Raw genomic sequence first — 20,550 nt, 5'->3', positions numbered from 1 at the left:
TATTGCATGTCACTGATTGCACACAGGCCGTTCATCGGTCGTTAAGGAGCACCAGGTCCCTATGATTCGCCGTTCGTTACCCGCTGTCCTTGCGCTGTTGTTCGCTACGCCGCTGCTTGCCGCGCCGGCAGGGCAACAGACGCTGTTCAACTTTGTCCGGCCTGCCGACGTGGTGCAGGTAGCGACACAGGATGCCAGCCTGCCGCAAGCCAACGCGGAGCAGACAGCCGAGGGCGAAGTACTGCGCCGGGTGACGTTCAATCCGGCGATTCAACCAAGCCTGCGCCTGACCCCGCAGACGGGCGCCTGGGACTGGTCGCAGTCCGGGGCCATGAGCCTGCGGATCCAGAGCGCGATGAACTGGGCCCTGACCCTGTACGTGAAGATCCAGAGCAATGACGGCAAGACCCTGGTCAGCCGCATCGACTTGCCGGCCGGCCCGGCGCAGACCCTGCTGGTGCCGCTGGTTGCCAGCTCGCCGCTGAGCCAGGGCATGAAGGCCGGCCCGCCGATGCCGATGACCTTCGAAGGCCAGCGCGTCTTGCTGGCCAGCAGCGAAGGCGAGCTGGACCGCAGCCAGGTGGTGTCGGTGACCTTGTCGATGGATCAGCCGAAAGCCGCCCAGAGCATCCTGCTCGAACGTTTTGGCGTGCAGGACGGCGAGGCGGTGGTCAAGGCGGCCTACGGTGGCCTGGTGGATGCCTATGGCCAGTCGACCCGGGCCAGGTGGCCGGAAAAGGTCGCCAGCGACGAGCAACTCAAGGCCGCCGCGACCAAGGAACAGCAGCAGCTGAAAACCTGGCTGGCCGAGCGCGAGCGTTCCTCCCTGGACACCTTTGGCGGCTGGAGCAACGGGCCAGCCTTCAAGGCCAGTGGCTTCTTCCGTACCGAGAAACGCGATGGCCGCTGGTATCTGGTGACGCCCCAGGGGCATCCGTTCTATTCCCTGGGGGTCAATGCGGTCACGGCGGACGACAGCCAGACTTATATCGCCGGCCGTGAATGGATGTTCTCGACACTGCCTAACGTCGGCGAACCGCTGGCCGGTTATTACGGCGAAGGCGACAACCGCGGCGGCAATGGCGCCGACCGGGGCCGCGCCTATAACGCCGGTCGCTGGTACGACTTCTATGGCGCCAACCTGCAACGCACCTACGGTGTGCCTTGCACCCCGGGCAGCGAAACCAAGGCCGGTGTGGCGGACGCCGCCAAGGCCGACGCCGAGGAGGCCCAGGCCGGGCAGGGCAGCGAACCGCCAGCCGCGGCACCTTGCCCTGTCGCGGCCCTGGACCAGAAGCGCTGGGCCAGCCACACCCTGGATCGCCTGCAAGCCTGGGGTTTCAACACCATCGGCAACTGGAGCGCGCCGGCGCTGGGCCTGAACGACCGTGTGCCCTACACCTTGCCACTGTCGATCGTCGGCGACTATGCAAGCATCAGCACCGGCACCGACTGGTGGGGCGGCATGCCCGATCCGTTCGATCCGCGTTTCGCCATGGCCACCGAGCGTGCCGTGGCCATTGCCGCGCGCGATCACCGTGACGATCCATGGCTGATCGGCTACTTCGCCGACAACGAACTGGCCTGGGCCGGCCCCGGCGATGACCCCAAGGCGCGTTATGCCCTGGCCTACGGCACGTTGCGCATGACCACCGACGTGCCGGCCAAGCGCGCGTTCCTCAAGCAACTGCGCGACAAGTACCGCAACCAGGAGGGCCTGTCGAAGGCCTGGGGCATCAACCTGACCGCCTGGGAGCTGATGGAAGATCCGGGGTTCGAGCCGCCTTTGCCTAGCCCGGAGCATCCGGAGATCGAAGCCGACTTCAAATACTTCCAGAAGGTCTTTGCCGACACGTACTTCAAGACCATTTCCGATTCGCTGAAATGGCACGCGCCGAATCACCTGCTGCTGGGCGGACGCTTCGCCATCAGTACCCCCGAGGCGGTGGCGTCCTGTGCCCAGTACTGCGATGTGCTGAGCTTCAACATGTACACCCTCAAGCCGCAGGACGGTTACGACTTTGCCCGGCTGAACACGCTGGACAAGCCGGTCCTGATCACCGAGTTCAACTTCGGTTCCAGGGATCGCGGCCCGTTCTGGGGGGGCGTGACCGAGCTGGTGCGGGAGGAGGATCGCGGCCCGGCCTATGCCCAGTTCCTCAAGCAGGCGCTGAGCGAGCCGTCGATTGTCGGCGTGCACTGGTTCCAGTACCTCGATCAGCCGGTCACCGGTCGCCTGCTGGATGGCGAGAACGGCCATTTCGGCCTGGTGGGCATCACCGATGTGCCGTTCCAGGGTTTTGTCGACAGTGTGCGCAAGAGCAACCTGCAAGCCCTCGACCAGTTGGGCAAGGAAGCCGGGAAGGCCAAGGCAGAGGCCGACAAGGCCGCGGGTCATGCCGCCGACGGCGGCAAGTCGGGCCATGATGGCAAGGGCGCAGGGCAGGGCGGCGGTCATGCGGGCGGTCATTCGGGCAATGGCCATTGATCGCTGAGCCAGGCCTTTAGGGTACGGCTTCCCCGCGTGGGCCGGTCCGCCCCTACACTCACTCGTAGGGGCTGGCCGGCCCGCGCTGCGTTCAATGTCCGTCGATTTCTGAACAATTCTTCCGGTGGATCACCGCCGGGCTCGCTTCTGTTCCCAAAACCCTCAAGGGCTGGAACAATGCGCACCACTTTGTAGAGCATGGTCCGGGGAGTTACGGGTGCAGATTCAGGGTCATTACGAGCTTAAGTTCGAAGCGGTGCGCGAAGCCTTCGCGGCCCTCTTCGAGGATCCCCAGGAACGCGGTGCGGCGTTGTGCATTCAGATCGGCGGGGAAACCGTGATCGACCTCTGGGCCGGCACCGCCGACAAGGACGGCAGCGAGGCCTGGCACTGCGATACCATCGCCAACCTGTTTTCCTGCACCAAGACCTTCACCGCGGTCACCGCCCTGCAACTGGTGGCCGAAGGCAAGTTGCAGCTGGACGCGCCGGTTGCCCGGTACTGGCCTGAATTCGCCGCGGCCGGCAAGGAAGCGATCACCCTGCGTCAGTTGCTCTGCCATCAGGCCGGGCTGCCGGCCTTGCGTGAGCTGCTGGCGCCGGAAGCGCTCTACGACTGGCAAACCATGGTCGATGCCCTCGCGGCGCAAGCGCCTTGGTGGACGCCGGGCGAAGGCCACGGTTATGCGGCCATCACCTACGGCTGGCTGGTGGGCGAGCTGTTGCGTCGGGCCGACGGGCGCGGTCCCGGCGAGTCCATCGTGGCGCGGGTCGCCAGGCCGCTGGGGCTGGACTTTTTCGTTGGCCTGCCCGACGAGGAGTTTTACCGGGTGGCGCATATCGCCCGGGGCAAGGGCAATGTCGGCGACGCGGCCGCACAGCGCCTGCTGCAAGTGACCATGCGCGAACCCACGGCCATGACCACCCGGGCGTTCACCAACCCGCCGTCGATCATGACCAGTACCAACAAGCCGGAATGGCGGCGCATGCAACAGCCAGCGGCCAATGGCCATGGCAATGCCCGCAGCCTGGCCGGGTTCTACAGCGGCCTGCTCGATGGCAGCCTGCTGGAAGCGGACATGCTCGAAGAGCTGACCCGCGAACACAGCGTCGGCATGGACAAGACCCTGTTGACCCAGACCCGTTTCGGCCTGGGTTGCATGCTTGACCAGCCGCAGGTGGCCAACGCGACCTTCGGTCTCGGCCCTCGTGCGTTTGGTCATCCGGGAGCGGGTGGCTCCATCGGTTTCGCCGATCCTGAGTACGATGTGGCCTTCGGTTTTGTCACCAATACCCTGGGGCCATACGTGCTGATGGATCCAAGAGCGCAGAAGTTGGTGAGGGTTCTGTCGGATTGTCTGTAAAAAGGTTGCTGTCAGGATTTTTTTTGCCTAAACATGAGTAAAGGCATCAGAAAGGAACCCTGTGGCTTTTATACTTTCAAAGCGTCTGTTTGTACGGTTCGTAGAGACCGTAATTTTTGATCTCATTTTGTGGATATCCCATGTCGTCGAACAAGTCTTTAGCCTTGGCTCTTTGCCTCACTGTCACCGGTTGTGCACAAACTCCACAAAATGACGCAGAAGGAGGGCACTGGTGGTCTTTCGGTTCCGATAAGACCGCCAGCAAGGAAGCGGTGCAACCGGTAGCAAAAGCAGCTGCCAACGAAGTTTCCGCGGCCAAGTCCGCCGCCACCTCCACCGCCAAGTCCGCGACCGCTCCTGCCGCAGCCAAGGTCGAAACCGCAACCGCTTCCGCCGCTGCTCCGGCCGCCAAGGCCGAGACCACCAACTGGTGGTGGCCGTTCCCTTCCAAGGACGCGAGCAAAGACGCAGTCAAAGAGCCGCTAGCCGACGCCAAGGCCAAGACGGACGCCGCGACCGCGGCGCCGAAGGTCGCCAAGACCGAGACTGGCAACTGGTGGTGGCCTTTCAACCAGCAGCCCACGTCTCCGACCAAGGCAGACGTGAAAGACATCCCTATGCCGGATCCAAAAATTACCCAGGCCTGGCTGGACGACTACGAGCCGCGCCTGCGTGAAGCCATCAAGGACAGCCGCCTGCAACTGGAGCGTCGCGAGAACACCCTGGTGGTGACCGCTCCGGTCGACGGTTCGTTCAACCCGGATCGCCCGGCCATGTTGCTGCCGGTCACCCTGAGCCCGTTCACCCGCGTGGCCAAGGCCGTGGGTACCGATGCCAAGACTTCCGTGCTGGTACTGGGCCATGCCGACACCACCGGTGCCGCAGCGGCCAACCAGAAGCTGAGCCGTGATCGTGCGCAGTCCGTTGCCGCGATTTTCAGCCTCACTGGCCTCAAGCGTGATCGCCTGATGCTGCGAGGCATGGGTTCGGTCATGCCTCGCGCGGCCAACGACAGCGCCGAAGGTCGTGCGCTGAACCGTCGCGTGGAAATCATCGTCACCCAGCGCAGCACCATGCTGGCCCTGCTGAGCAAGTACAACCAGCCGACCCCGTCCGAGGCTGAACTGGTTGCCGTACAGGATGTGAAGTCGGTCGTTCCTGCTGCTTCCTCGAAGAAAGCCGTCGCCGCGAAGAAAGCCGCCCCGGCGAAAAAAGCCCCAGCCAAGAAGCCTGTGGCGAAGAAAGCCGTCGCCAAGAAAACCACCACTGCCAAGGCTCCGGCCAAGGCAGCGACCGAACAGGCGAAGAACTGATTCATCAGGCATCGGGCAAAAGGAACCAGCAATGACCCAGGGACTGGCGGACATGCGCCGCGACTACACCCGTGACGGACTGACCGAAGCCCAGGCTCCGGTCGAGCCCTTCACGCTGTTCCACCAGTGGTTCGCACAGGCGGTGAAAACCGAGCAGCCGCCTGTCGAGGCCAACGCCATGACCCTGGCGACCGTTGACGAAGAGGGGCGCCCTCATTGCCGCATCCTGCTGCTCAAGGGGCTGGATGCGCAGGGCTTCACCTTCTTCACCAACTACGACAGCGCCAAGGGGCAGCAACTGGCCGTACGGCCTTTTGCCGCCATGACCTTCTTCTGGCCGGCCCTGGAGCGCCAAGTGCGTATCGAGGGGCGGGTGGTCAAGGTCACCGCCGAGGAGTCCGATGCCTACTTCCAGGTCCGCCCGCTGGGCAGCCGCCTGGGCGCCTGGGCATCGCCGCAGAGCCAGGTGATCGCCAATCGCCAGGAACTGGAAGCCTTGCTCAAGAACACCGAGGAGCGCTTCAGCGATACCCAGCCCCATTGCCCCGAGCACTGGGGAGGTTATCGCCTGTTACCGGAGCGCATCGAGTTCTGGCAGGGGCGTGCCAGCCGTTTGCACGATCGCCTGAACTACCGCCTGCAAGGTGCCGACTGGGTGCGTGAGCGCCTGGCCCCCTGAACCCGAATCAGCTCATTCGCCGGGATAACCGGCCGCGGCGGCTTCAAGCCACTGTGGCAGGTCCCGGCGTTTTACTTTCTGGCGATGGGCATTCGCCAGCTGTTGCAGCATGAAGGATTTTTTCTTCTCGTCCCCGCCGGCCAGCGACAGCGCCAGGTCCCGGTCCATCCAGCGCTTGATCCGTACATACAGCCACCAATGGAAGTACAGGCCGGCAACGGTGGTCACGACGATGATGAAGTAATCCATGGAAAATCCTTTGGCCGGTGGCGCAACTCGGGAAATAAGCGCTACCGTGTGAAGAGTTTTTATATGCATGCAGTCTGTACTGCTGCTGAATGGAACCAATTTTATCCGGGCGATGCCGTGACAGGCGTCAAGCTGCGGAGTTTAATGATTATCTGTCCTTTGGAGTTGATCCTATGCGTAAGTCTGTTTTGCTGGTTGCTTCCTTTTCCACGATGGCCATGTTGCTCACCGGTTGCCAATCCAACCTGTCCGGTGACTCTTACTCCCGTGACGAGGCGCGTCGCGTACAGACCGTTCGCATGGGCACCATCGAATCCCTGCGTCCGGTGAAAATCGAAGGCACCAAGACCCCGATCGGCGGCCTCGCCGGTGCAGCGGTCGGCGGCGTTGGCGGCAGCGCCATCGGCGGCGGCAAAGGCAGCATCGTGGCGGCGGTCATCGGTGCGGTGGCTGGCGGCCTGATCGGTTCCGCCACCGAGGAAGGCCTGACCCGTACCCAGGGCGTGGAAATCACCGTGCGTGAAGACGACGGCAGCATGCGTGCCTATGTACAACAAGTTGAACAAAACGAAGTGTTCCGCGTTGGCGAGCGCGTGCGCATCATGAGTGTCAACGGCACCAGCCGTGTTGCCCACTAAGGGTTAACCGCGACAAAACAAAACCCCGGCCAGGTAACTGGTCGGGGTTTTGTATTTTCAGCCCTGGCAACGCCGGTGGTTATGCCGGCAGTTGTGGGTTCTTGCGGCTGGCCGCGGCCGTTACGGCGTAGCCGATCAGGGCGGCGAAGAGCGAGCCGGTGAGGATGCCCATGCGGTCCATGCCGGCGTATTCGCTGCTGCCGGGCACGAAGGCCAGGGAGCCGACAAACAGGCTCATGGTGAAGCCGATCCCGCAGAGAATCGCCACGCCCAGCACCTGGCCCCAGTTGGCGCCGCCGGGGAGGGCGGCCAGGCCCATCTTCACCGCCAGCCAGGTCAGGCCGAACACGCCGACGGTCTTGCCCAGCAGCAGGCCGATGGCGATGCCCATGGGCACGTAATGGGTGAAGCTTTCCACGGTAATGCCCTGCAGCGACAGGCCGGCATTGGCGAAGGCGAACAGCGGCAGGATGCCGTATGCCACCCACGGATGCAGCGCATGCTCCAGGCTCAGCAGCGGCGAAGGCTCGGCATTGCGGGTACGCAGCGGGATGCAGAACGCCAGGGTCACGCCGGCCAGGGTCGCGTGGACGCCACTCTTGAGCACGCAGACCCAGAGGATCAGGCCGATGATCATGTACGGCCCGAGCTTGACCACCCCCAAACGGTTCATCGCCACCAGCGCCACCAGGCAGGCCGCGGCGAGCATCAGCGACAGGGTCGACAGGGCGCCGGAGTAGAAAATCGCGATGACGATGATGGCCCCCAGGTCATCGATGATCGCCAGCGTCATCAGGAACAGTTTCAGCGACACCGGCACCCGCTTGCCCAGCAGGGCCAGCACGCCGAGGGCGAAGGCGATGTCGGTGGCCATGGGAATCGCCCAGCCGCTGAGCGCCGGCGGGTTGTCCTTGTTGAGGAACCAGTAGATCAGCGCCGGCACCACCATGCCGCCGATGGCGGCGGCGCCCGGCAGGACGATCTGCGAAGGCTTGGACAGGTGGCCGTCGAGGACCTCGCGCTTGACCTCCAGGCCGATCAGCAGGAAGAACATGGCCATCAGGCCGTCGTTGATCCACAGCAGCAGGGGCTTGGCGATTTTCAGGGCGCCGATCTGGGCGACCACGGGAGTGTCCAGCAGGCCGTTGTACAGCCAGGACAGCGGTGAGTTGTTGATGATCAGGGCAAGCACGGCAGCGGCAATCAATAACAGACCGCTGGCAGCTTCCAACTGAAAGAAACGCGTGAAAGTGCTACGCAGAGGCAAGGTCGCTCTCCATCAGAAAACTAAAAAGGTGGCACACCCTAACCCGTACTGTTAGTTGTTAAAACAAAAGTTATATTCTTTTTTGTTATATGCAGCAGAGCAGCGGCCCGCTGGAAAACCAGCCTAGCAGTTGTGTATCCAATTGATTCAAAACTGTACCTGTGAGCGACCGGGGATGTTTCTTAACATGTCCGGCCCCAGCCCGACGGGCCGGGGACTTTTGCCTGTTGCAGCACCTGATTTTCCTTGTGCCTGGATCACCTATGCTGGGTGCACATCATCTTTTTGCGTCCTGTGTGGCGTTCGAGCCAACGAGAAAACACCATGAGCGACAACCGTCAGTGGGCCCGCGAGGCCATCCGGATCATCGAAGCCGATTTCCAGCGCAGCGCCGATACCCACCTGATCCCCTTGCCCCTGCCGGGGCTACCGGGCATCGAGCTGTATTTCAAGGACGAGTCCAGCCATCCCACCGGCAGCCTCAAGCATCGCCTGGCGCGTTCGTTGTTCCTTTATGCGCTGTGTAACGGCTGGCTCAAGCCCGGGGCACCGGTGATTGAGGCGTCCAGCGGTTCGACGGCGATTTCCGAAGCCTATTTCGCGCGCCTGCTGGGCTTGCCGTTCATTGCGGTGATGCCGGCCACCACGTCCCAGGAAAAGATCGCGCAGATCGCCTTCTACGGCGGCAAGAGCCACCTGGTGCAGGACCCGACGCAGATCTACGCCGAATCGGAGCGCCTGGCCCGGGAGAGCGGCGGGCATTTCATGGACCAGTTCACCTACGCCGAGCGCGCCACCGACTGGCGGGCGAACAACAACATCGCCGAGTCGATCTTCCAGCAACTGCGCTTCGAACGTTACCCGGAGCCCAAATGGCTGATCTCCAGCCCGGGCACCGGCGGCACCACCGCTACCCTGGGGCGTTATGTGCGCTATCGCCAGCATTGCACCCGGGTACTCTGCGCCGACGCCGAGCGTTCGGTGTTCTTCGATTACTACCAGAGCGGTGACGCCAGCCTGCGCCTGGATTGCGGTTCGCGCATCGAAGGGATCGGCCGGCCACGGGTCGAGGCGTCGTTCCTGCCCAAGGTGATCGATGCGATGGTCAAGGTGCCGGATGCCCTGTCGCTGGCGGCCATGCATTACCTGGCGCAGCGCCTGGGGCGGCGGGTGGGCGGTTCCAGCGGGACCAACCTGATCGGCGCGCTGATGGCGGCGCAGCAGATGAAACAGGCCGGCGAGAGTGGTTCGATCGTCGCCATCCTGTGTGACGGTGGCGAGCGTTATGCGACCACCTATTACGATCAGGACTGGCTGACCGCCCAGGGTTACCAGTTGACGGCCTTGATCGAGGCGGTGGCAGCGAGTGTGGAGCGTGGCGAGGCGTTGCCGGCCAGCGTATTGCGCGCTGGCATCTGAGGCTGCAAGCCCGCCCTTGTAGGAGCGAGCTTGCTCGCGAAAAACATCAAGACAACGCGGTGTTTCAGATGCCCCGCGTTATCGTTGGCCTCCATCGCGAGCAAGCTCGCTCCTACAGGGGGGCATCTCCCCCTGGCATAGGCCTTTTTTACGCCTCGATGCCGAGGATGTTGCGCGCCACCGCTTCGGCGATGCGGATCCCGTCGACCCCGGCCGACAGGATGCCGCCGGCATAACCGGCGCCTTCACCGGCCGGGTACAGGCCCTTCACGTTCAGGCTCTGCATCGATTCGTCGCGGGTAATACGCAGCGGCGACGAGGTGCGGGTCTCGATCCCGGTCAGTACCGCGTCATGCAGGGAGTAACCCTTGATCTGCCGCTCGAAGGCCGGCAGCGCTTCGCGGATCGCCTCGATGGCGAAGTCCGGCAGGGCCAGCGCCAGGTCGCCCAGGGCGACGCCCGGCTTGTAGGACGGCTCGACGCTGCCCAGGGCGGTGGACGGCTTGCCGGCGATAAAGTCTCCGACCAGTTGCGCCGGGGCCTCGTAGTTGCTGCCGCCGAGCACGAAGGCGTGGGATTCCAGGCGCTCCTGCAACTCGATACCGGCCAGCGGGCCGCCCGGGTAATCCACTTCCGGGGTGATGCCGACCACGATGCCGGAGTTGGCATTGCGCTCGTTACGCGAGTACTGGCTCATGCCGTTGGTGACCACGCGGTTCGGCTCGGAAGTCGCCGCCACCACGGTGCCGCCCGGGCACATGCAGAAGCTGTAGACCGAACGGCCGTTCTTCGCGTGGTGCACCAGCTTGTAGTCGGCGGCGCCGAGCTTCGGGTGACCGGCGTACTTGCCCAGGCGCGCGCTGTCGATCAGCGACTGTGGGTGTTCGATGCGGAAACCCACGGAGAACGGCTTGGCCTCCATGTACACGCCACGGCCGTGGAGCATGCGGAAGGTGTCGCGGGCGCTGTGGCCGAGGGCCAGGATCACGTGTTTCGAGTGAATCTGTTCGCCGCTGTTGAGCTCGACGCCGACCAGCTGGCCGTCTTCGATCAGCACGTCGGTGACCCGTTGCTCGAAGCGCACTTCACCGCCCAGGGCGATGATCTGCTGGCGCATGTTCTCGACCACGCCGGTCAGGCGGAAGGTACCGATGTGCGGCTTGCTGACGTAGAGGATCTCTTCCGGCGCGCCGGCCTTGACGAACTCGTGCAGGACTTTGCGGCCGTGGTGTTTCGGGTCCTTGATCTGGCTGTAAAGCTTGCCGTCGGAGAAGGTCCCCGCGCCGCCTTCGCCGAACTGCACGTTGGATTCCGGGTTGAGCACGCTTTTGCGCCACAGGCCCCAGGTGTCCTTGGTGCGCTGGCGCACTTCCTTGCCGCGCTCGAGGATGATCGGCTTGAAGCCCATCTGCGCCAGCAGCAGGCCGGCGAAAATCCCGCAGGGGCCGAAACCCACCACGATCGGGCGCTGCGCCAGGTCGGCGGGCGCCTGGCCGACGACCTTGTAGCTGACATCCGGCGCCGGGTTGACGTTACGGTCGTCGGCGAACTTGTGCAGCAGCTTGGCCTCGTCACGCACGTTCAGATCGAGGGTGTAGATGAAGCACAGCTCGGACGACTTCTTGCGCGCGTCGTAGCTGCGCTTGAACAGGGTGAAGTCGAGCAGGTCTTCGCTGGCGATGCCCAGGCGCTGCAGGATGGCAGGGCGCAGGTCTTCATCGGGATGGTCGATCGGCAGCTTGAGTTCGGTGATTCGTAACATGACAGGGTCCGGTTCGCGGGACGCACCAATGCGTCAGGGCGGTTTTACAAACCGGCGATTATAAGCCGCAAAGCCCGGACCCCGTGAGGTTAAAACGGTTGTCCGTCGCCTCAGTCGCTGCGCGAGCCGCCGAAATAGGCGCAACCGCGCTGGACCTGGCCATCGACCCGCAATTCCGCGGTCAGGTGCTGCACGCTGCCGGTCTTGCTGTCCACGCAGCGCTGCGGCGCGACCCAGAGTTCGACATGGCGGTTGTTGGCTTCGCTGCTGAGGTTGAAGCGGCCGTCGCCCAGTTGCTCTTCCAGGTAAGGCAGCGCCAGTGCCGGCTGGCCGGCGCGTTCGATGCGCATGCCCTTGGCGCTGACATCGACGTTCCAGTCCGGAGCCTTGCCACTGGCCCGCAGGATCAGGCGCGGGAAGTCGGGATCGCCGCAGGCATCGCTCGAGCGTTCGACGCGATACAACTGGCTCAGCGCCACTTCACTGTCGGCGCCGCCGGCCTTGCTCGGGGAAAAGTGCCCGCGCAGGTCGGCGAACAGCGTGCCCTGCTGGTCGGCCAGGCTGGCGGCTTCCTGGAGGATGCTGGTGCCACCGTTGTCCTTGACCACATAACGCTGCTCGCCGACGCAAGGCTTGAACAGCAACTGGCCGTCGGCGGCGCTCAGCGTGCCCTGCATGCGGGTCTGGCCGGCCTGGGACTGCGTCCGGGGCTGGCCATCGAACACCGACAGCATCTGGCAACCGGCAAACAGGGGGAGCAGGGCAATACAAACAAGGGAACGGGCGGCACGCATCGTCGGGTCTCCAATCAAGTGCCGCCACGTTACGCAGCCTGACCGTTCATCACAACCCCGGATCCAATCGCGCCTCTGTAGGAGCCAGGCTTGCCGGCGATGCAGGTACTGCGGTGTGACTGGCGTACCGCTATCGCGAGCAATCGAGCGTCGACCGGCTGCTCCTACAGAAGATCCATGTGGGTCAGCCGACGATATAGGTCTGGCCGGTCTGCAGGCCTTCCACACTCTTGGCGTAGGCCAGCGCCACGTCGGCGCCGGGAACCGGCTTATAGCCATGGAAGTACGGGGCGTAACTGTCCATGGCCTCCACCAGCACGGTCGGGCTTACCGAGTTCACCCGCAGGCCGCGCGGCAACTCGATGGCGGCGGCGCGGACGAAACCGTCGATGGCGCCGTTGACCAGGGCTGCCGAGGCGCCGCTGCGGATCGGGTCGCGGTTGAGGATGCCGGAGGTGAAGGTGAACGAGGCGCCGTCGTTGGCGAACTCGCGACCGATCAGCAGCAGGTTGACCTGGCCCATCAGCTTGTCCTGCAGGCCCAGGGCGAAGTGCTGTTCGCTCATCTCGCCCAGTGGCGCGAAGGTGACATTGCCCGCGGCGCAGATCAGCGCGTCGAATGTGCCGGTTTGCTCGAAGAGTGCGCGGATCGAGGCGCTGTCGCTGATGTCCACCTGGAAATCACCGCTGGTACGGCCGATGCGGATGACTTCATGACGCTGCGACAGTTCTTTGTCGACCGCTGAACCTATGGTGCCGTTGGCGCCGATCAGAAGAATTTTCATGGGGCTGTTCCTCGCGTGGGTTGAACGAGGTTGCAGTCTAGTGCTGGTTTTTCCCGTTGATTAGCGCACTAATAGGCAACCTTTGGTTTTCAAATGGAAACAATCCATGAGCGAGATGGATGACCTGGCGGCGTTCGCCGTGCTGATCGAGGCCGGCAGTTTCACCCTGGCCGCCCAGCAATTGGGTTGCAGCAAGGGGCAATTGTCCAAGCGCATCAGCGCCCTGGAGGCGCAGTTCTCGGTCGTGCTGTTGCAGCGCACCACGCGCCGCTTGAGCCTGACTGCGGCGGGCGCCGCCTTGTTGCCCCAGGCCCAGGCGCTACTGGTCCAGGTCGAGCGGGCGCGCCAGGCGCTGGCGCGGCTCAAGGACGACATGGCCGGGCCGGTGCGGCTGACGGTGCCGGTGTCCCTGGGGGAGACCTTTTTCGAGGGCCTGTTGCTGGAGTTTTCCCGGCAGTATCCCGAGGTGCAGATCGAGCTGGAGCTGAACAACAACTACCGTGACCTGACCCGGGACGGCTTCGACCTGGCGATCCGCTCGGAAGTGGCCAACGACCAGCGGCTGGTGGCCAGGCCGCTGCTGGCCTGGCACGAGATGACCTGCGCCAGCCCGGCCTACCTGGAGCAATATGGCGAGCCGCAGACGCCCAGGGACCTGGCCGAGCATCGCTGCCTGCTCAACAGTCATTACAGCGGTCGTGAGGAGTGGCTCTATCACCAGCAGCACGAGCTGTTGCGGGTGCGGGTGTCGGGGCCCTTCGCCAGCAATCACTACAACCTGCTGAAAAAGGCCGCGCTGGTGGGCGCCGGGATCGCCCGGCTGCCGTCCTACCTGCTGCAGGCGGAATTGGCCGATGGGCGTTTGCGCGGGCTGCTGCGCGACTACCAGACCCGCAGCATGCCGATGTACCTGGTGCACCCGTATCAGGGCGGGCTGCCCAGGCGCACCCAGGTCCTGGCCGATTACCTGATCGGCTGGTTCAAGCGCAGCGGCGAAGCGTTGGATCGCCTCTGACTTGATGCTGCGATGGACCTTGTAGCCGCTGCCGCAGCTACAGCGGTGGGCGATCAAATCTGTAGGAGCGCAGCTTGCTCGCGATGGCCGCGCCACGGACTGTCTGAAAAACCGCGTTATCGTTCATCGCGAGCAAGCTGCGCTCCTACAGGGACAGAGGGTCAAGGTCGCTGGTAGCGGCGGGCGATCAGGTGGTCGATGGAGAGCTTGCCGGGGCCGCGGGCCATCAGGTACAGCAGGACCGCCGCCCAGGTGCCGTGGGTCGGGTAGGCATCGGGGTAGACGAACAGCTGGATGGTCAGGGTCATGCCCAGCAGCGCCAGGGCCGAGAAGCGCGTGGCGAAACCGACCAGGAGCAGCAGCGGGAACAGATGCTCGGCGAATGCCGCCAGGTGCGCGGCCAGTTCGGGGGAGAGCAGCGGTACCCGGTACTCGCTCTGGAACAAGGGAATGGTCGAGTCGGCCAGGCGCGGCATGCCGAGCTCGAACGTCCCGGAGAACAGATCGATGGCCAGGCCCTCGACCTTGGTCTGGCCGGATTTCCAGAACACCGCGGCAATCGAGAAGCGCGCGATAAAGGCGATCAGGCTGTGGGGAATACGCTCCAGCAACTGGATGAGTCGGTTCACCCCGTGGCTGAGCGGGTGGTGCTTGGTGCAGTGGGTGTGCATGTTCAAACCTCGGAATGGGGGGACAGGCGAGTGATGGCGCCGCGACCGATCAACAGCGCCAGGGCCTGGCTCGGCTCGAATGCCGGATCGGCCGCCAAGGCATTGGCCACAGCGACCTGCAGCGGCTGTGAGTGGCGCAGGCTGTGGATGAAGCAGGCGACTCCGGCGTCGATGGCGAACACTTCGACCTCCAGGTCGTGACGCAGTACCAGGGCGTTTTGTCCTTGCTGCAAGTCGATCGCCTGCCAGTCGCCATCGCCCTGGTGGGCGGCCCATAAGGCGACCACCGGGTGGGCTGATTCCAGCAGGCCGAGCGAAGGGTGCAGCTCCAGGCGCAATTGCCCCAGGCTTGCAGGCTCGGCCATGGCCGCGGCGATCTGCTGCGGTTGTACCGGGCAGGCGTCGGCGGCGTGATAGGCGCTGACCCGCAGGCGTTCCAGGCGCGCGACATCGGCCAGGTAAGGCAGGCTGGTGGCGGGAGGGAAACCGCCGATGAAGTCGGCGAAGTCATGGCCATAGTCGCTGAGCACGGCGCTGGTGGGCGGAAAGCGCCTGACGTAGAGCGCGGCCATGGCCCGGAAGAACTCATCGCCCACCAGTTGCGCCACCACCGGATAGGCATCGGCCAGGGCGTTGATCAGCGAACTCTGCACATTGTTGCGGTACACCGCGAAGCGGCTGGCCGGGTCGGCGCCGTTGCCGCAGTACAGGCCCGCGGGGCAGGGCTGGTCGGGGTCGAGCAGGGCGCTGGCGAAGCTGGCTTGCGTGTTCACGGCAGCCTCCTGGCGCATTGCAGCAGCTCGTCCGCCTGGCGCACCTCGGCGTGCAGCACGGAAAACGCCGGCACCTGGTTGTCGCGCTCGATCAGGGTCGCGGTCGGCCCGATCCGTTCCAGCAGCCGCAGGTACAGCGCCCACACGGCGTTATCGATCGGCGCGCCGTGATCGTCGATCAACAAGCGGTCGCCCAGGCTGTCAGTGTCTTCGGCAAACCCGGCGAGGTGGATCTCACCCACCGCGTGCAACGGCAGGGCATCGATATAGGCCAACGGGTCGCGCCGGTGGTTGATGCACGACACGTAGACATTGTTCACGTCCAGCAACAGGCCGCAGCCGGTGCGGCCTATCACCTCGCGGATGAATTCGGCCTCGTCCATGCTCGACTGACGAAACTCCAGATAGGTCGCCGGGTTCTCCAGCAGCATGGGGCGGCGCAATGTGTTCTGTACCTGGTCGATGTGTTCGCAGACGCGGTCCAGGGTCGGGCGGTCATAGGCCAGGGGCAGCAGGTCATTGAGAAACACCGGGCCATGGCTGGACCAGGCCAGGTGTTCGGAAAAGGACTGGGGTTGATAACGCTCGATCAGCACGGCCAGGCGTTTGAGGTGCTGTTGGTCCAGCGGACCTTCGGCGCCGATCGACAGGCCGACGCCGTGCAGCGACAGCGGATACTGCTCGCGGATCAGCCCCAGGTAGTGATGGAACGGCCCACCGGCGACCATGTAGTTTTCCGCATGGACTTCAAAGAAACCGATATCGGGCTGTTCCCTCAGGACCTGGCGAAAATGCTCGGTCTTGAGCCCCAGCCCGGCGCGTTGCGGCAGGCTGGAGGCGGTCGCCTGAGTGGCGGGATGGAGGGGGAGTGGTACGGCCATGTTCATCATCGACACTCAGGCAGACGGTGGATTACGACTTGGCTTTGTAGGCCTGGAGCTGGCCGAAACCGGTAGGCGAGGTGCTGCTGGCGGTTTTCTCGCAGGTGCCTTTAGGAACCAGTTTCCAGGCGTTGGCCTGGTGGTCGACTTTGGCGGTGCCGGCACAGGTGGTGCCCGCGCCTGCGGCGCAATCGTTCTTGCCTTTCATGGCGACGCCAAAGCATTTCTCCATGTCGTCGGCGGCCTGGGCGGTGGTCGGCAGCGCGGCCATGCTCAAGGCAGAACCGAGGGCCAGGGCCAGGGCGGCGGCGGACAGGGTGCGAGTGGTAGCGGTCATGGTGTTTCTCCAGAAAAGGTATTTGGGAAGGCAGGCATGTGTGCCTGCTTACCCCTCTAGAGAAAGGTCGATGGGGTTTGTTACAGCCCAGGTGAAAAAAATCCAGTTGTAGCCGCTGCCGCAGGCTGCGATCGACGGCGAAGCCGGCGCAATCACTGGCCGCACGGTGTACCTGGCCTTCCGAGTGGCCAGCCTCTGCGGGGCGTCGCCCCGATCGCAGCCTGCGGCAGCGGCTACAGGAGGGGCGATTTCCAGGCGAAAAAAAACGGCCCCGAAGGGCCGTTCTTTGTTGCAGCAGGTGTTCAGCCGCCCAGATAGGCTTCGCGCACCTTGGGGTCGGTCAGCAGGGCTTCGCCGGTGCCTTGCATCACCACCCGGCCGTTTTCCAGGACATAGGCTCGGTCGGCGATCTTCAGCGCCTGGTTGGCGTTCTGCTCCACCAGGAACACCGTCACGCCGTCACGGCGCAGCTGTTCGATGATGTCGAAGATCTGCTGGATGATGATCGGCGCCAGGCCCAGGGACGGTTCGTCGAGCAGCAACAGCTTGGGCTTGCTCATCAGCGCGCGGCCGATGGCGAGCATCTGCTGTTCGCCGCCGGACATGGTGCCGCCGCGCTGGTTGAAGCGTTCCTTGAGGCGCGGGAACAGGCCCAGGACCTTGTCCATCTGCTCCTGGTAATCGCCCTTTTCGGTGAAGAACCCGCCCATGGCGAGGTTCTCCTCCACGGTCAGGCGGGCGAATACCCGACGACCTTCCGGCACCACGGCAATGCTCTTGCGCATGATCTGCGCGGAGGTCTGCCCCACCAGCTCTTCACCCAGGTAACGGATGCTGCCGCTGTGGGCCTGCGGCGAACCGCAGAGGGTCATCAGCAGGGTGGATTTGCCGGCGCCGTTGGCGCCGATCAAGGTGACGATCTCGCCCTGGCGGATCTCGACGTTGACGCTGTGCAGCGCCTGGATCTTGCCGTAGAAGGTGGAAACGTTTTCGAACTGCAGCATTTACGCTTCCCCCAGGTAGGCTTTGATCACTTCGGGATTGTCGCGGATCTGTTCTGGCGTGCCGTCGGCCAGGGGCGTGCCCTGGTTGATCACGACGATGTGGTCGGAAATGCTCATGACCAGCTTCATGTCGTGTTCGATCAGCAGCACCGTGGCGTTGTGCTCTTCGCGCAGCACGCCGATCAGCGCCTTGAGGTCCTCGGTTTCCCGCGGGTTGAGGCCGGCGGCCGGTTCGTCGAGCATGAGGATCCGCGGACGGGTCATCATGCAGCGGGCGATTTCCAGGCGGCGTTGCTGACCGTAGGCCAGGGTGCCGGCGGGACGGTTGGCGAACTCCTTGAGGTTGACCTTTTCCAGCCAGTACTCGGCGTATTCCATGGCCTCGCGCTCGCTCTTGCGGAACCCCGGGGTCTTGAACAGGCCGGCCAGGAAGTTGGTGTTCAGGTGACGGTGCTGGGCGATCAACAGGTTCTCGACCGCGGTCATGTCCTTGAACAGCCGCACGTTCTGGAAGGTGCGTACCACACCCTTGAGGGCGATCTTGTGGCCGGGCAGCCCCTGGATCGGCTCGCCGTCCAGCAGGATGCTGCCGGCGGTGGGCTGGTAGAAACCGGTCAGGCAGTTGAACACCGTGGTCTTGCCGGCGCCGTTCGGGCCGATCATCGACACCACCTGTTTTTCTTTGACGGTCAGGGCTACGCCGTTGACCGCCAGCAGGCCGCCAAAGCGCATGCTCAGGCCCGTTACTTTGAGGATCTCACGGCTCATTTGCGCGGCTCCGCTTTCAGTTGCAGGACGGGACGTTGCATGGGCAGCAGTCCTTGAGGACGCCAGATCATCATCAGCACCATCATGGCGCCGAACATCAACATGCGGTATTCGCTGAATTCACGCATCAGTTCAGGCAGCAGGATCATCACGGTGGCCGCGAGGACCACGCCCAACTGCGAACCCATGCCGCCCAATACCACGATGGCGAGGATGGTCGCGGACTCGATGAAGGTGAAGGACTCCGGCGTCACCAGGCCCTGGCGCGCGGCGAAGAAGCTGCCGGCGAAACCGGCGAAGCAGGCACCCAGGGTGAAGGCCGACAGCTTGATCACGGTCGGGTTCAGGCCCAGTGCGCGGCAGGCGATTTCGTCTTCACGCAGGGCTTCCCAGGCACGCCCCAGGGGCATGCGCAGCAAGCGGTTGATGACGAACAGGGCAAACAGCGCCAGCAACAGCGCGACCAGGTAAAGGAAGATCACCTTGTTGATCGAGTTGTATTCGATGCCGAAGTACTCGTGGAAGGTCTGCAAGCCCTCGGCGGCCCGGCGTTCGAAGGACAGGCCGAAGAACGTCGGTTTATCGATGTTGCTGATACCGTTCGGACCACCGGTGAGGTCGGTCAGGTTGCGCAGGAACAGGCGGATGATTTCACCGAAGCCCAGGGTCACGATCGCCAGGTAGTCACCGCGCAGGCGCAATACCGGGAAGCCCAGCAGGAAGCCGAAGGTGGCCGCCATCAGGCCGGCGATAGGCAGGCAGATCCAGAAGCTCAACCCGTAGTAGTGCGACAGCAGCGCGTAGCTGTAGGCGCCCACGGCGTAGAAGCCGACGTACCCCAGGTCCAGCAGGCCGGCCAGGCCGACCACGATGTTCAGGCCCAGGCCGAGCATCACGTAGATCAGCACCAGGGTGGCGATGTCCACCGCGCCGCGGGAGCCGAAGAACGGCCAGATAAACGCACCGATGATCAGCGCAATGATGATCCAGCGCTGGGTGGTCGGCAGGGTCAGGAAGTTACTGGCCTTGGCCGGGATCACCGGCATGTTGGGCGAGGACTTCCAGGCCGCGCTGATCTGATGGTCGAACAGCACCCGCAGGAACATCAGTACCGAACACAGGGCGATGATGGTCAGCGTGGTGGGGCTGGTGCCATGGACTTCCAGGTTGATGCCGACGATGGTCAGTTTCAAACCGAGTATCGGGTAGGCGACAGCCCACACCAGCAAGGCGCTGAAGAACGCCTGTCGAAGATTCCTAGTCATACTTTCTCAACCTCCGGACGGCCCAGCAGGCCGGTTGGCCGGAACAACAACACCAGAACCAGCAGGCCGAACGCCACGACGTCCTTGTACTGGTCGCCGAAGATATCGGCACCGAAGGCTTCCGCCACCCCAAGTACCAGGCCGCCCAGCATGGCGCCCGGAATGCTGCCGATGCCGCCCAGTACCGCGGCGGTGAAGGCCTTGAGACCGACCAGGAAGCCGGCGTTGGGGTTGATCACGCCGTATTGCATGCTCAGCAGCACGGCCGCGATCGCCGCCAGCGCGGCACCGATCACGAAGGTCAGGGCGATGATGTTGTTGGTGTTGATACCCAGCAGGTTGGCCATCTTGATGTCCTCGGCGCAGGCACGGCAGGCGCGGCCCAGGCGGGAACGGGAGATGAACAGGGTCAGGCCGAGCATGGCGATCAGGGTCACCACGAACACCACGATTTGCATGTAGGAGATCAGCACTTCATGTGCGCCACCTGGCCCGATGGAGAAGTTGCCCGGGATCAGGTTGGGGATGGATTTGTCCTTGGAGTCCTGCGCCAGCAGAACCGTGTTCTGCAGGAAGATCGACATGCCGATGGCCGAGATCAGCGGGATCAGACGGTTGCTGCCGCGCAGGGGGCGGTAGGCGATCCGTTCGATGCTGTAGCCGTAGGCACTGGTAACGACGATGGTCGCGATGAAGGCCGCGGTCATCAACAGCGGGACACTGTCGAGTCCCATCATGGTCAGGCCCGCGATGGCGATGAACGCCACATAGGAACCGATCATGTACACCTCGCCGTGGGCGAAGTTGATCATTCCAATGATGCCGTAAACCATCGTATAGCCGATGGCGATCAGGGCATACGTGCTGCCAACGGTGAGACCGTTAACCAGCTGTTGGAAAAAGTGATAGAGGTCAGGCATTACAGCGCTCCTAAAAACCTGATACGCATTTCACTGGTGGAGTCATTTTCCCGCCTGCGCCCCGTGGATCTGCATCCACTTCGGGTCAGGTTTTGCCAGCGAACCGCTGATGACGGTTTTGAGATTTTCAGGTGGGCGGGCTTCCGGATCACGGAAAACA

At 63.7% G+C, this 20,550-nt stretch carries 20 protein-coding genes; 7 read left to right on the top strand and 13 right to left on the bottom strand.

Annotated elements, in window-relative coordinates:
• Positions 1 to 61 precede the first annotated feature (61 nt).
• The 4 genes from NRG23_RS12675 to pdxH all read left to right on the top strand — a co-directional run bounded on the left by NRG23_RS12675 (position 62) and on the right by pdxH (position 5,843).
• Complete coding sequence (locus NRG23_RS12675) at positions 62 to 2,488, top strand: beta-galactosidase (protein ID WP_028681811.1); 2,427 nt, start codon at positions 62 to 64, stop codon at positions 2,486 to 2,488.
• 217 nt (positions 2,489 to 2,705) lie between these two features.
• Positions 2,706 to 3,851: an EstA family serine hydrolase gene (locus tag NRG23_RS12670; RefSeq protein WP_028681810.1), complete on the top strand. Its 1,146-nt coding sequence runs from the start codon at positions 2,706 to 2,708 to the stop codon at positions 3,849 to 3,851.
• Positions 3,852 to 3,991: 140 nt separating this feature from the next.
• Positions 3,992 to 5,164, top strand: a complete 1,173-nt coding sequence (locus NRG23_RS12665) for an OmpA family protein (protein ID WP_016702045.1) — start codon at positions 3,992 to 3,994, stop codon at positions 5,162 to 5,164.
• A gap of 31 nt (positions 5,165 to 5,195) precedes the next feature.
• Positions 5,196 to 5,843: a pyridoxamine 5'-phosphate oxidase gene (pdxH, locus tag NRG23_RS12660; RefSeq protein ID WP_198919822.1), complete on the top strand. Its 648-nt coding sequence runs from the start codon at positions 5,196 to 5,198 to the stop codon at positions 5,841 to 5,843.
• A 12-nt stretch (positions 5,844 to 5,855) separates the two neighbouring features.
• On the opposite strand, the gene NRG23_RS12655 is transcribed toward pdxH, so the two are convergent.
• Complete coding sequence (locus tag NRG23_RS12655) at positions 5,856 to 6,092, bottom strand: hypothetical protein (RefSeq protein WP_009047374.1); 237 nt, start codon at positions 6,090 to 6,092, stop codon at positions 5,856 to 5,858.
• Positions 6,093 to 6,265: 173 nt separating this feature from the next.
• Between NRG23_RS12655 and NRG23_RS12650 the strand changes: the two genes are divergently transcribed.
• Complete coding sequence (locus NRG23_RS12650) at positions 6,266 to 6,730, top strand: glycine zipper 2TM domain-containing protein (RefSeq protein ID WP_007923357.1); 465 nt, start codon at positions 6,266 to 6,268, stop codon at positions 6,728 to 6,730.
• Between the two features lie 79 nt (positions 6,731 to 6,809).
• Here the strand turns inward: NRG23_RS12650 and nhaA are convergent, their stop codons facing one another.
• Positions 6,810 to 7,997, bottom strand: coding sequence for a Na+/H+ antiporter NhaA (gene nhaA, locus NRG23_RS12645; protein WP_009047375.1), 1,188 nt, complete (start codon positions 7,995 to 7,997; stop codon positions 6,810 to 6,812).
• Positions 7,998 to 8,321: 324 nt separating this feature from the next.
• Between nhaA and NRG23_RS12640 the strand changes: the two genes are divergently transcribed.
• Positions 8,322 to 9,416 carry a PLP-dependent cysteine synthase family protein gene (locus tag NRG23_RS12640; protein ID WP_009047376.1) on the top strand — a complete coding sequence of 365 codons (1,095 nt, stop codon included), beginning with the start codon at positions 8,322 to 8,324 and terminating at the stop codon, positions 9,414 to 9,416.
• A gap of 148 nt (positions 9,417 to 9,564) precedes the next feature.
• Here NRG23_RS12640 and NRG23_RS12635 read toward each other — a convergent pair whose 3' ends face one another.
• From NRG23_RS12635 to NRG23_RS12625, 3 genes are all read right to left on the bottom strand, one after another.
• Positions 9,565 to 11,178 (bottom strand): NAD(P)/FAD-dependent oxidoreductase, encoded by a 1,614-nt coding sequence (locus NRG23_RS12635; protein WP_016702048.1) that lies wholly within the window; start codon positions 11,176 to 11,178, stop codon positions 9,565 to 9,567.
• A gap of 110 nt (positions 11,179 to 11,288) precedes the next feature.
• The gene (locus tag NRG23_RS12630) at positions 11,289 to 11,972 is read right to left on the bottom strand and encodes a COG3650 family protein (RefSeq protein ID WP_124339666.1); all 684 of its coding nucleotides are present in this window, start codon (positions 11,970 to 11,972) and stop codon (positions 11,289 to 11,291) included.
• 184 nt (positions 11,973 to 12,156) lie between these two features.
• A complete protein-coding gene (locus NRG23_RS12625; protein WP_124339667.1) occupies positions 12,157 to 12,756 on the bottom strand; it encodes a short chain dehydrogenase in 600 nt (199 codons plus the stop codon).
• Positions 12,757 to 12,862: 106 nt separating this feature from the next.
• Here NRG23_RS12625 and NRG23_RS12620 point away from each other — a divergent pair, with 106 nt between their 5' ends.
• Entirely contained in the window at positions 12,863 to 13,771 is a 909-nt protein-coding gene (locus tag NRG23_RS12620; RefSeq protein ID WP_028681807.1) for a LysR family transcriptional regulator, read from the top strand.
• 161 nt (positions 13,772 to 13,932) lie between these two features.
• Here NRG23_RS12620 and NRG23_RS12615 read toward each other — a convergent pair whose 3' ends face one another.
• The 8 genes from NRG23_RS12615 to livH all read right to left on the bottom strand — a co-directional run bounded on the left by NRG23_RS12615 (position 13,933) and on the right by livH (position 20,390).
• A complete protein-coding gene (locus tag NRG23_RS12615; RefSeq protein WP_016702052.1) occupies positions 13,933 to 14,442 on the bottom strand; it encodes a DoxX family protein in 510 nt (169 codons plus the stop codon).
• A 2-nt stretch (positions 14,443 to 14,444) separates the two neighbouring features.
• Complete coding sequence (locus NRG23_RS12610) at positions 14,445 to 15,215, bottom strand: DUF2063 domain-containing protein (protein WP_038636456.1); 771 nt, start codon at positions 15,213 to 15,215, stop codon at positions 14,445 to 14,447.
• Positions 15,212 to 16,096, bottom strand: a complete 885-nt coding sequence (locus NRG23_RS12605) for a DUF692 domain-containing protein (RefSeq protein ID WP_257374676.1) — start codon at positions 16,094 to 16,096, stop codon at positions 15,212 to 15,214. Before NRG23_RS12605 ends, NRG23_RS12610 begins: the two co-directional genes overlap by 4 nt.
• A 31-nt stretch (positions 16,097 to 16,127) precedes the next feature.
• Positions 16,128 to 16,433, bottom strand: coding sequence for a DUF2282 domain-containing protein (locus tag NRG23_RS12600; protein ID WP_009047384.1), 306 nt, complete (start codon positions 16,431 to 16,433; stop codon positions 16,128 to 16,130).
• 302 nt (positions 16,434 to 16,735) lie between these two features.
• Positions 16,736 to 17,437 carry an ABC transporter ATP-binding protein gene (locus tag NRG23_RS12595; RefSeq protein ID WP_103331129.1) on the bottom strand — a complete coding sequence of 234 codons (702 nt, stop codon included), beginning with the start codon at positions 17,435 to 17,437 and terminating at the stop codon, positions 16,736 to 16,738.
• Positions 17,438 to 18,205: a high-affinity branched-chain amino acid ABC transporter ATP-binding protein LivG gene (gene livG / locus NRG23_RS12590; RefSeq protein ID WP_009047385.1), complete on the bottom strand. Its 768-nt coding sequence runs from the start codon at positions 18,203 to 18,205 to the stop codon at positions 17,438 to 17,440.
• Positions 18,202 to 19,470, bottom strand: coding sequence for a high-affinity branched-chain amino acid ABC transporter permease LivM (locus NRG23_RS12585; protein WP_009047386.1), 1,269 nt, complete (start codon positions 19,468 to 19,470; stop codon positions 18,202 to 18,204). The genes livG and NRG23_RS12585 overlap by 4 nt, the downstream gene beginning before the upstream one ends.
• Positions 19,467 to 20,390 (bottom strand): high-affinity branched-chain amino acid ABC transporter permease LivH, encoded by a 924-nt coding sequence (gene livH / locus NRG23_RS12580; protein ID WP_007926616.1) that lies wholly within the window; start codon positions 20,388 to 20,390, stop codon positions 19,467 to 19,469. Before livH ends, NRG23_RS12585 begins: the two co-directional genes overlap by 4 nt.
• Positions 20,391 to 20,550: the final 160 nt, after the last annotated feature.

Source organism: Pseudomonas sp. T8, assembly GCF_024610635.1.
Lineage (GTDB): Bacteria > Pseudomonadota > Gammaproteobacteria > Pseudomonadales > Pseudomonadaceae > Aquipseudomonas > Aquipseudomonas chlororaphis_I.
This window is presented reverse-complemented; position numbering and strand designations above follow the sequence as displayed.

Coding starts and splice junctions, on each gene's coding strand:
- NRG23_RS12675 (WP_028681811.1), top strand. CDS start 62: ATGATTCGCCGTTCGTTACCCGCTGTCCTTGCGCTGTTGTTCGCTACG.
- NRG23_RS12625 (WP_124339667.1), bottom strand. CDS start 12,756: ATGAAAATTCTTCTGATCGGCGCCAACGGCACCATAGGTTCAGCGGTC.
- NRG23_RS12615 (WP_016702052.1), bottom strand. CDS start 14,442: ATGCACACCCACTGCACCAAGCACCACCCGCTCAGCCACGGGGTGAAC.
- NRG23_RS12600 (WP_009047384.1), bottom strand. CDS start 16,433: ATGACCGCTACCACTCGCACCCTGTCCGCCGCCGCCCTGGCCCTGGCC.
- NRG23_RS12585 (WP_009047386.1), bottom strand. CDS start 19,470: ATGACTAGGAATCTTCGACAGGCGTTCTTCAGCGCCTTGCTGGTGTGG.
- NRG23_RS12640 (WP_009047376.1), top strand. CDS start 8,322: ATGAGCGACAACCGTCAGTGGGCCCGCGAGGCCATCCGGATCATCGAA.
- NRG23_RS12630 (WP_124339666.1), bottom strand. CDS start 11,972: ATGCGTGCCGCCCGTTCCCTTGTTTGTATTGCCCTGCTCCCCCTGTTT.
- NRG23_RS12620 (WP_028681807.1), top strand. CDS start 12,863: ATGAGCGAGATGGATGACCTGGCGGCGTTCGCCGTGCTGATCGAGGCC.
- NRG23_RS12650 (WP_007923357.1), top strand. CDS start 6,266: ATGCGTAAGTCTGTTTTGCTGGTTGCTTCCTTTTCCACGATGGCCATG.
- livH (WP_007926616.1), bottom strand. CDS start 20,390: ATGCCTGACCTCTATCACTTTTTCCAACAGCTGGTTAACGGTCTCACC.
- livG (WP_009047385.1), bottom strand. CDS start 18,205: ATGAGCCGTGAGATCCTCAAAGTAACGGGCCTGAGCATGCGCTTTGGC.
- NRG23_RS12665 (WP_016702045.1), top strand. CDS start 3,992: ATGTCGTCGAACAAGTCTTTAGCCTTGGCTCTTTGCCTCACTGTCACC.
- NRG23_RS12635 (WP_016702048.1), bottom strand. CDS start 11,178: ATGTTACGAATCACCGAACTCAAGCTGCCGATCGACCATCCCGATGAA.
- NRG23_RS12655 (WP_009047374.1), bottom strand. CDS start 6,092: ATGGATTACTTCATCATCGTCGTGACCACCGTTGCCGGCCTGTACTTC.
- NRG23_RS12605 (WP_257374676.1), bottom strand. CDS start 16,096: ATGGCCGTACCACTCCCCCTCCATCCCGCCACTCAGGCGACCGCCTCC.
- NRG23_RS12595 (WP_103331129.1), bottom strand. CDS start 17,437: ATGCTGCAGTTCGAAAACGTTTCCACCTTCTACGGCAAGATCCAGGCG.
- pdxH (WP_198919822.1), top strand. CDS start 5,196: ATGACCCAGGGACTGGCGGACATGCGCCGCGACTACACCCGTGACGGA.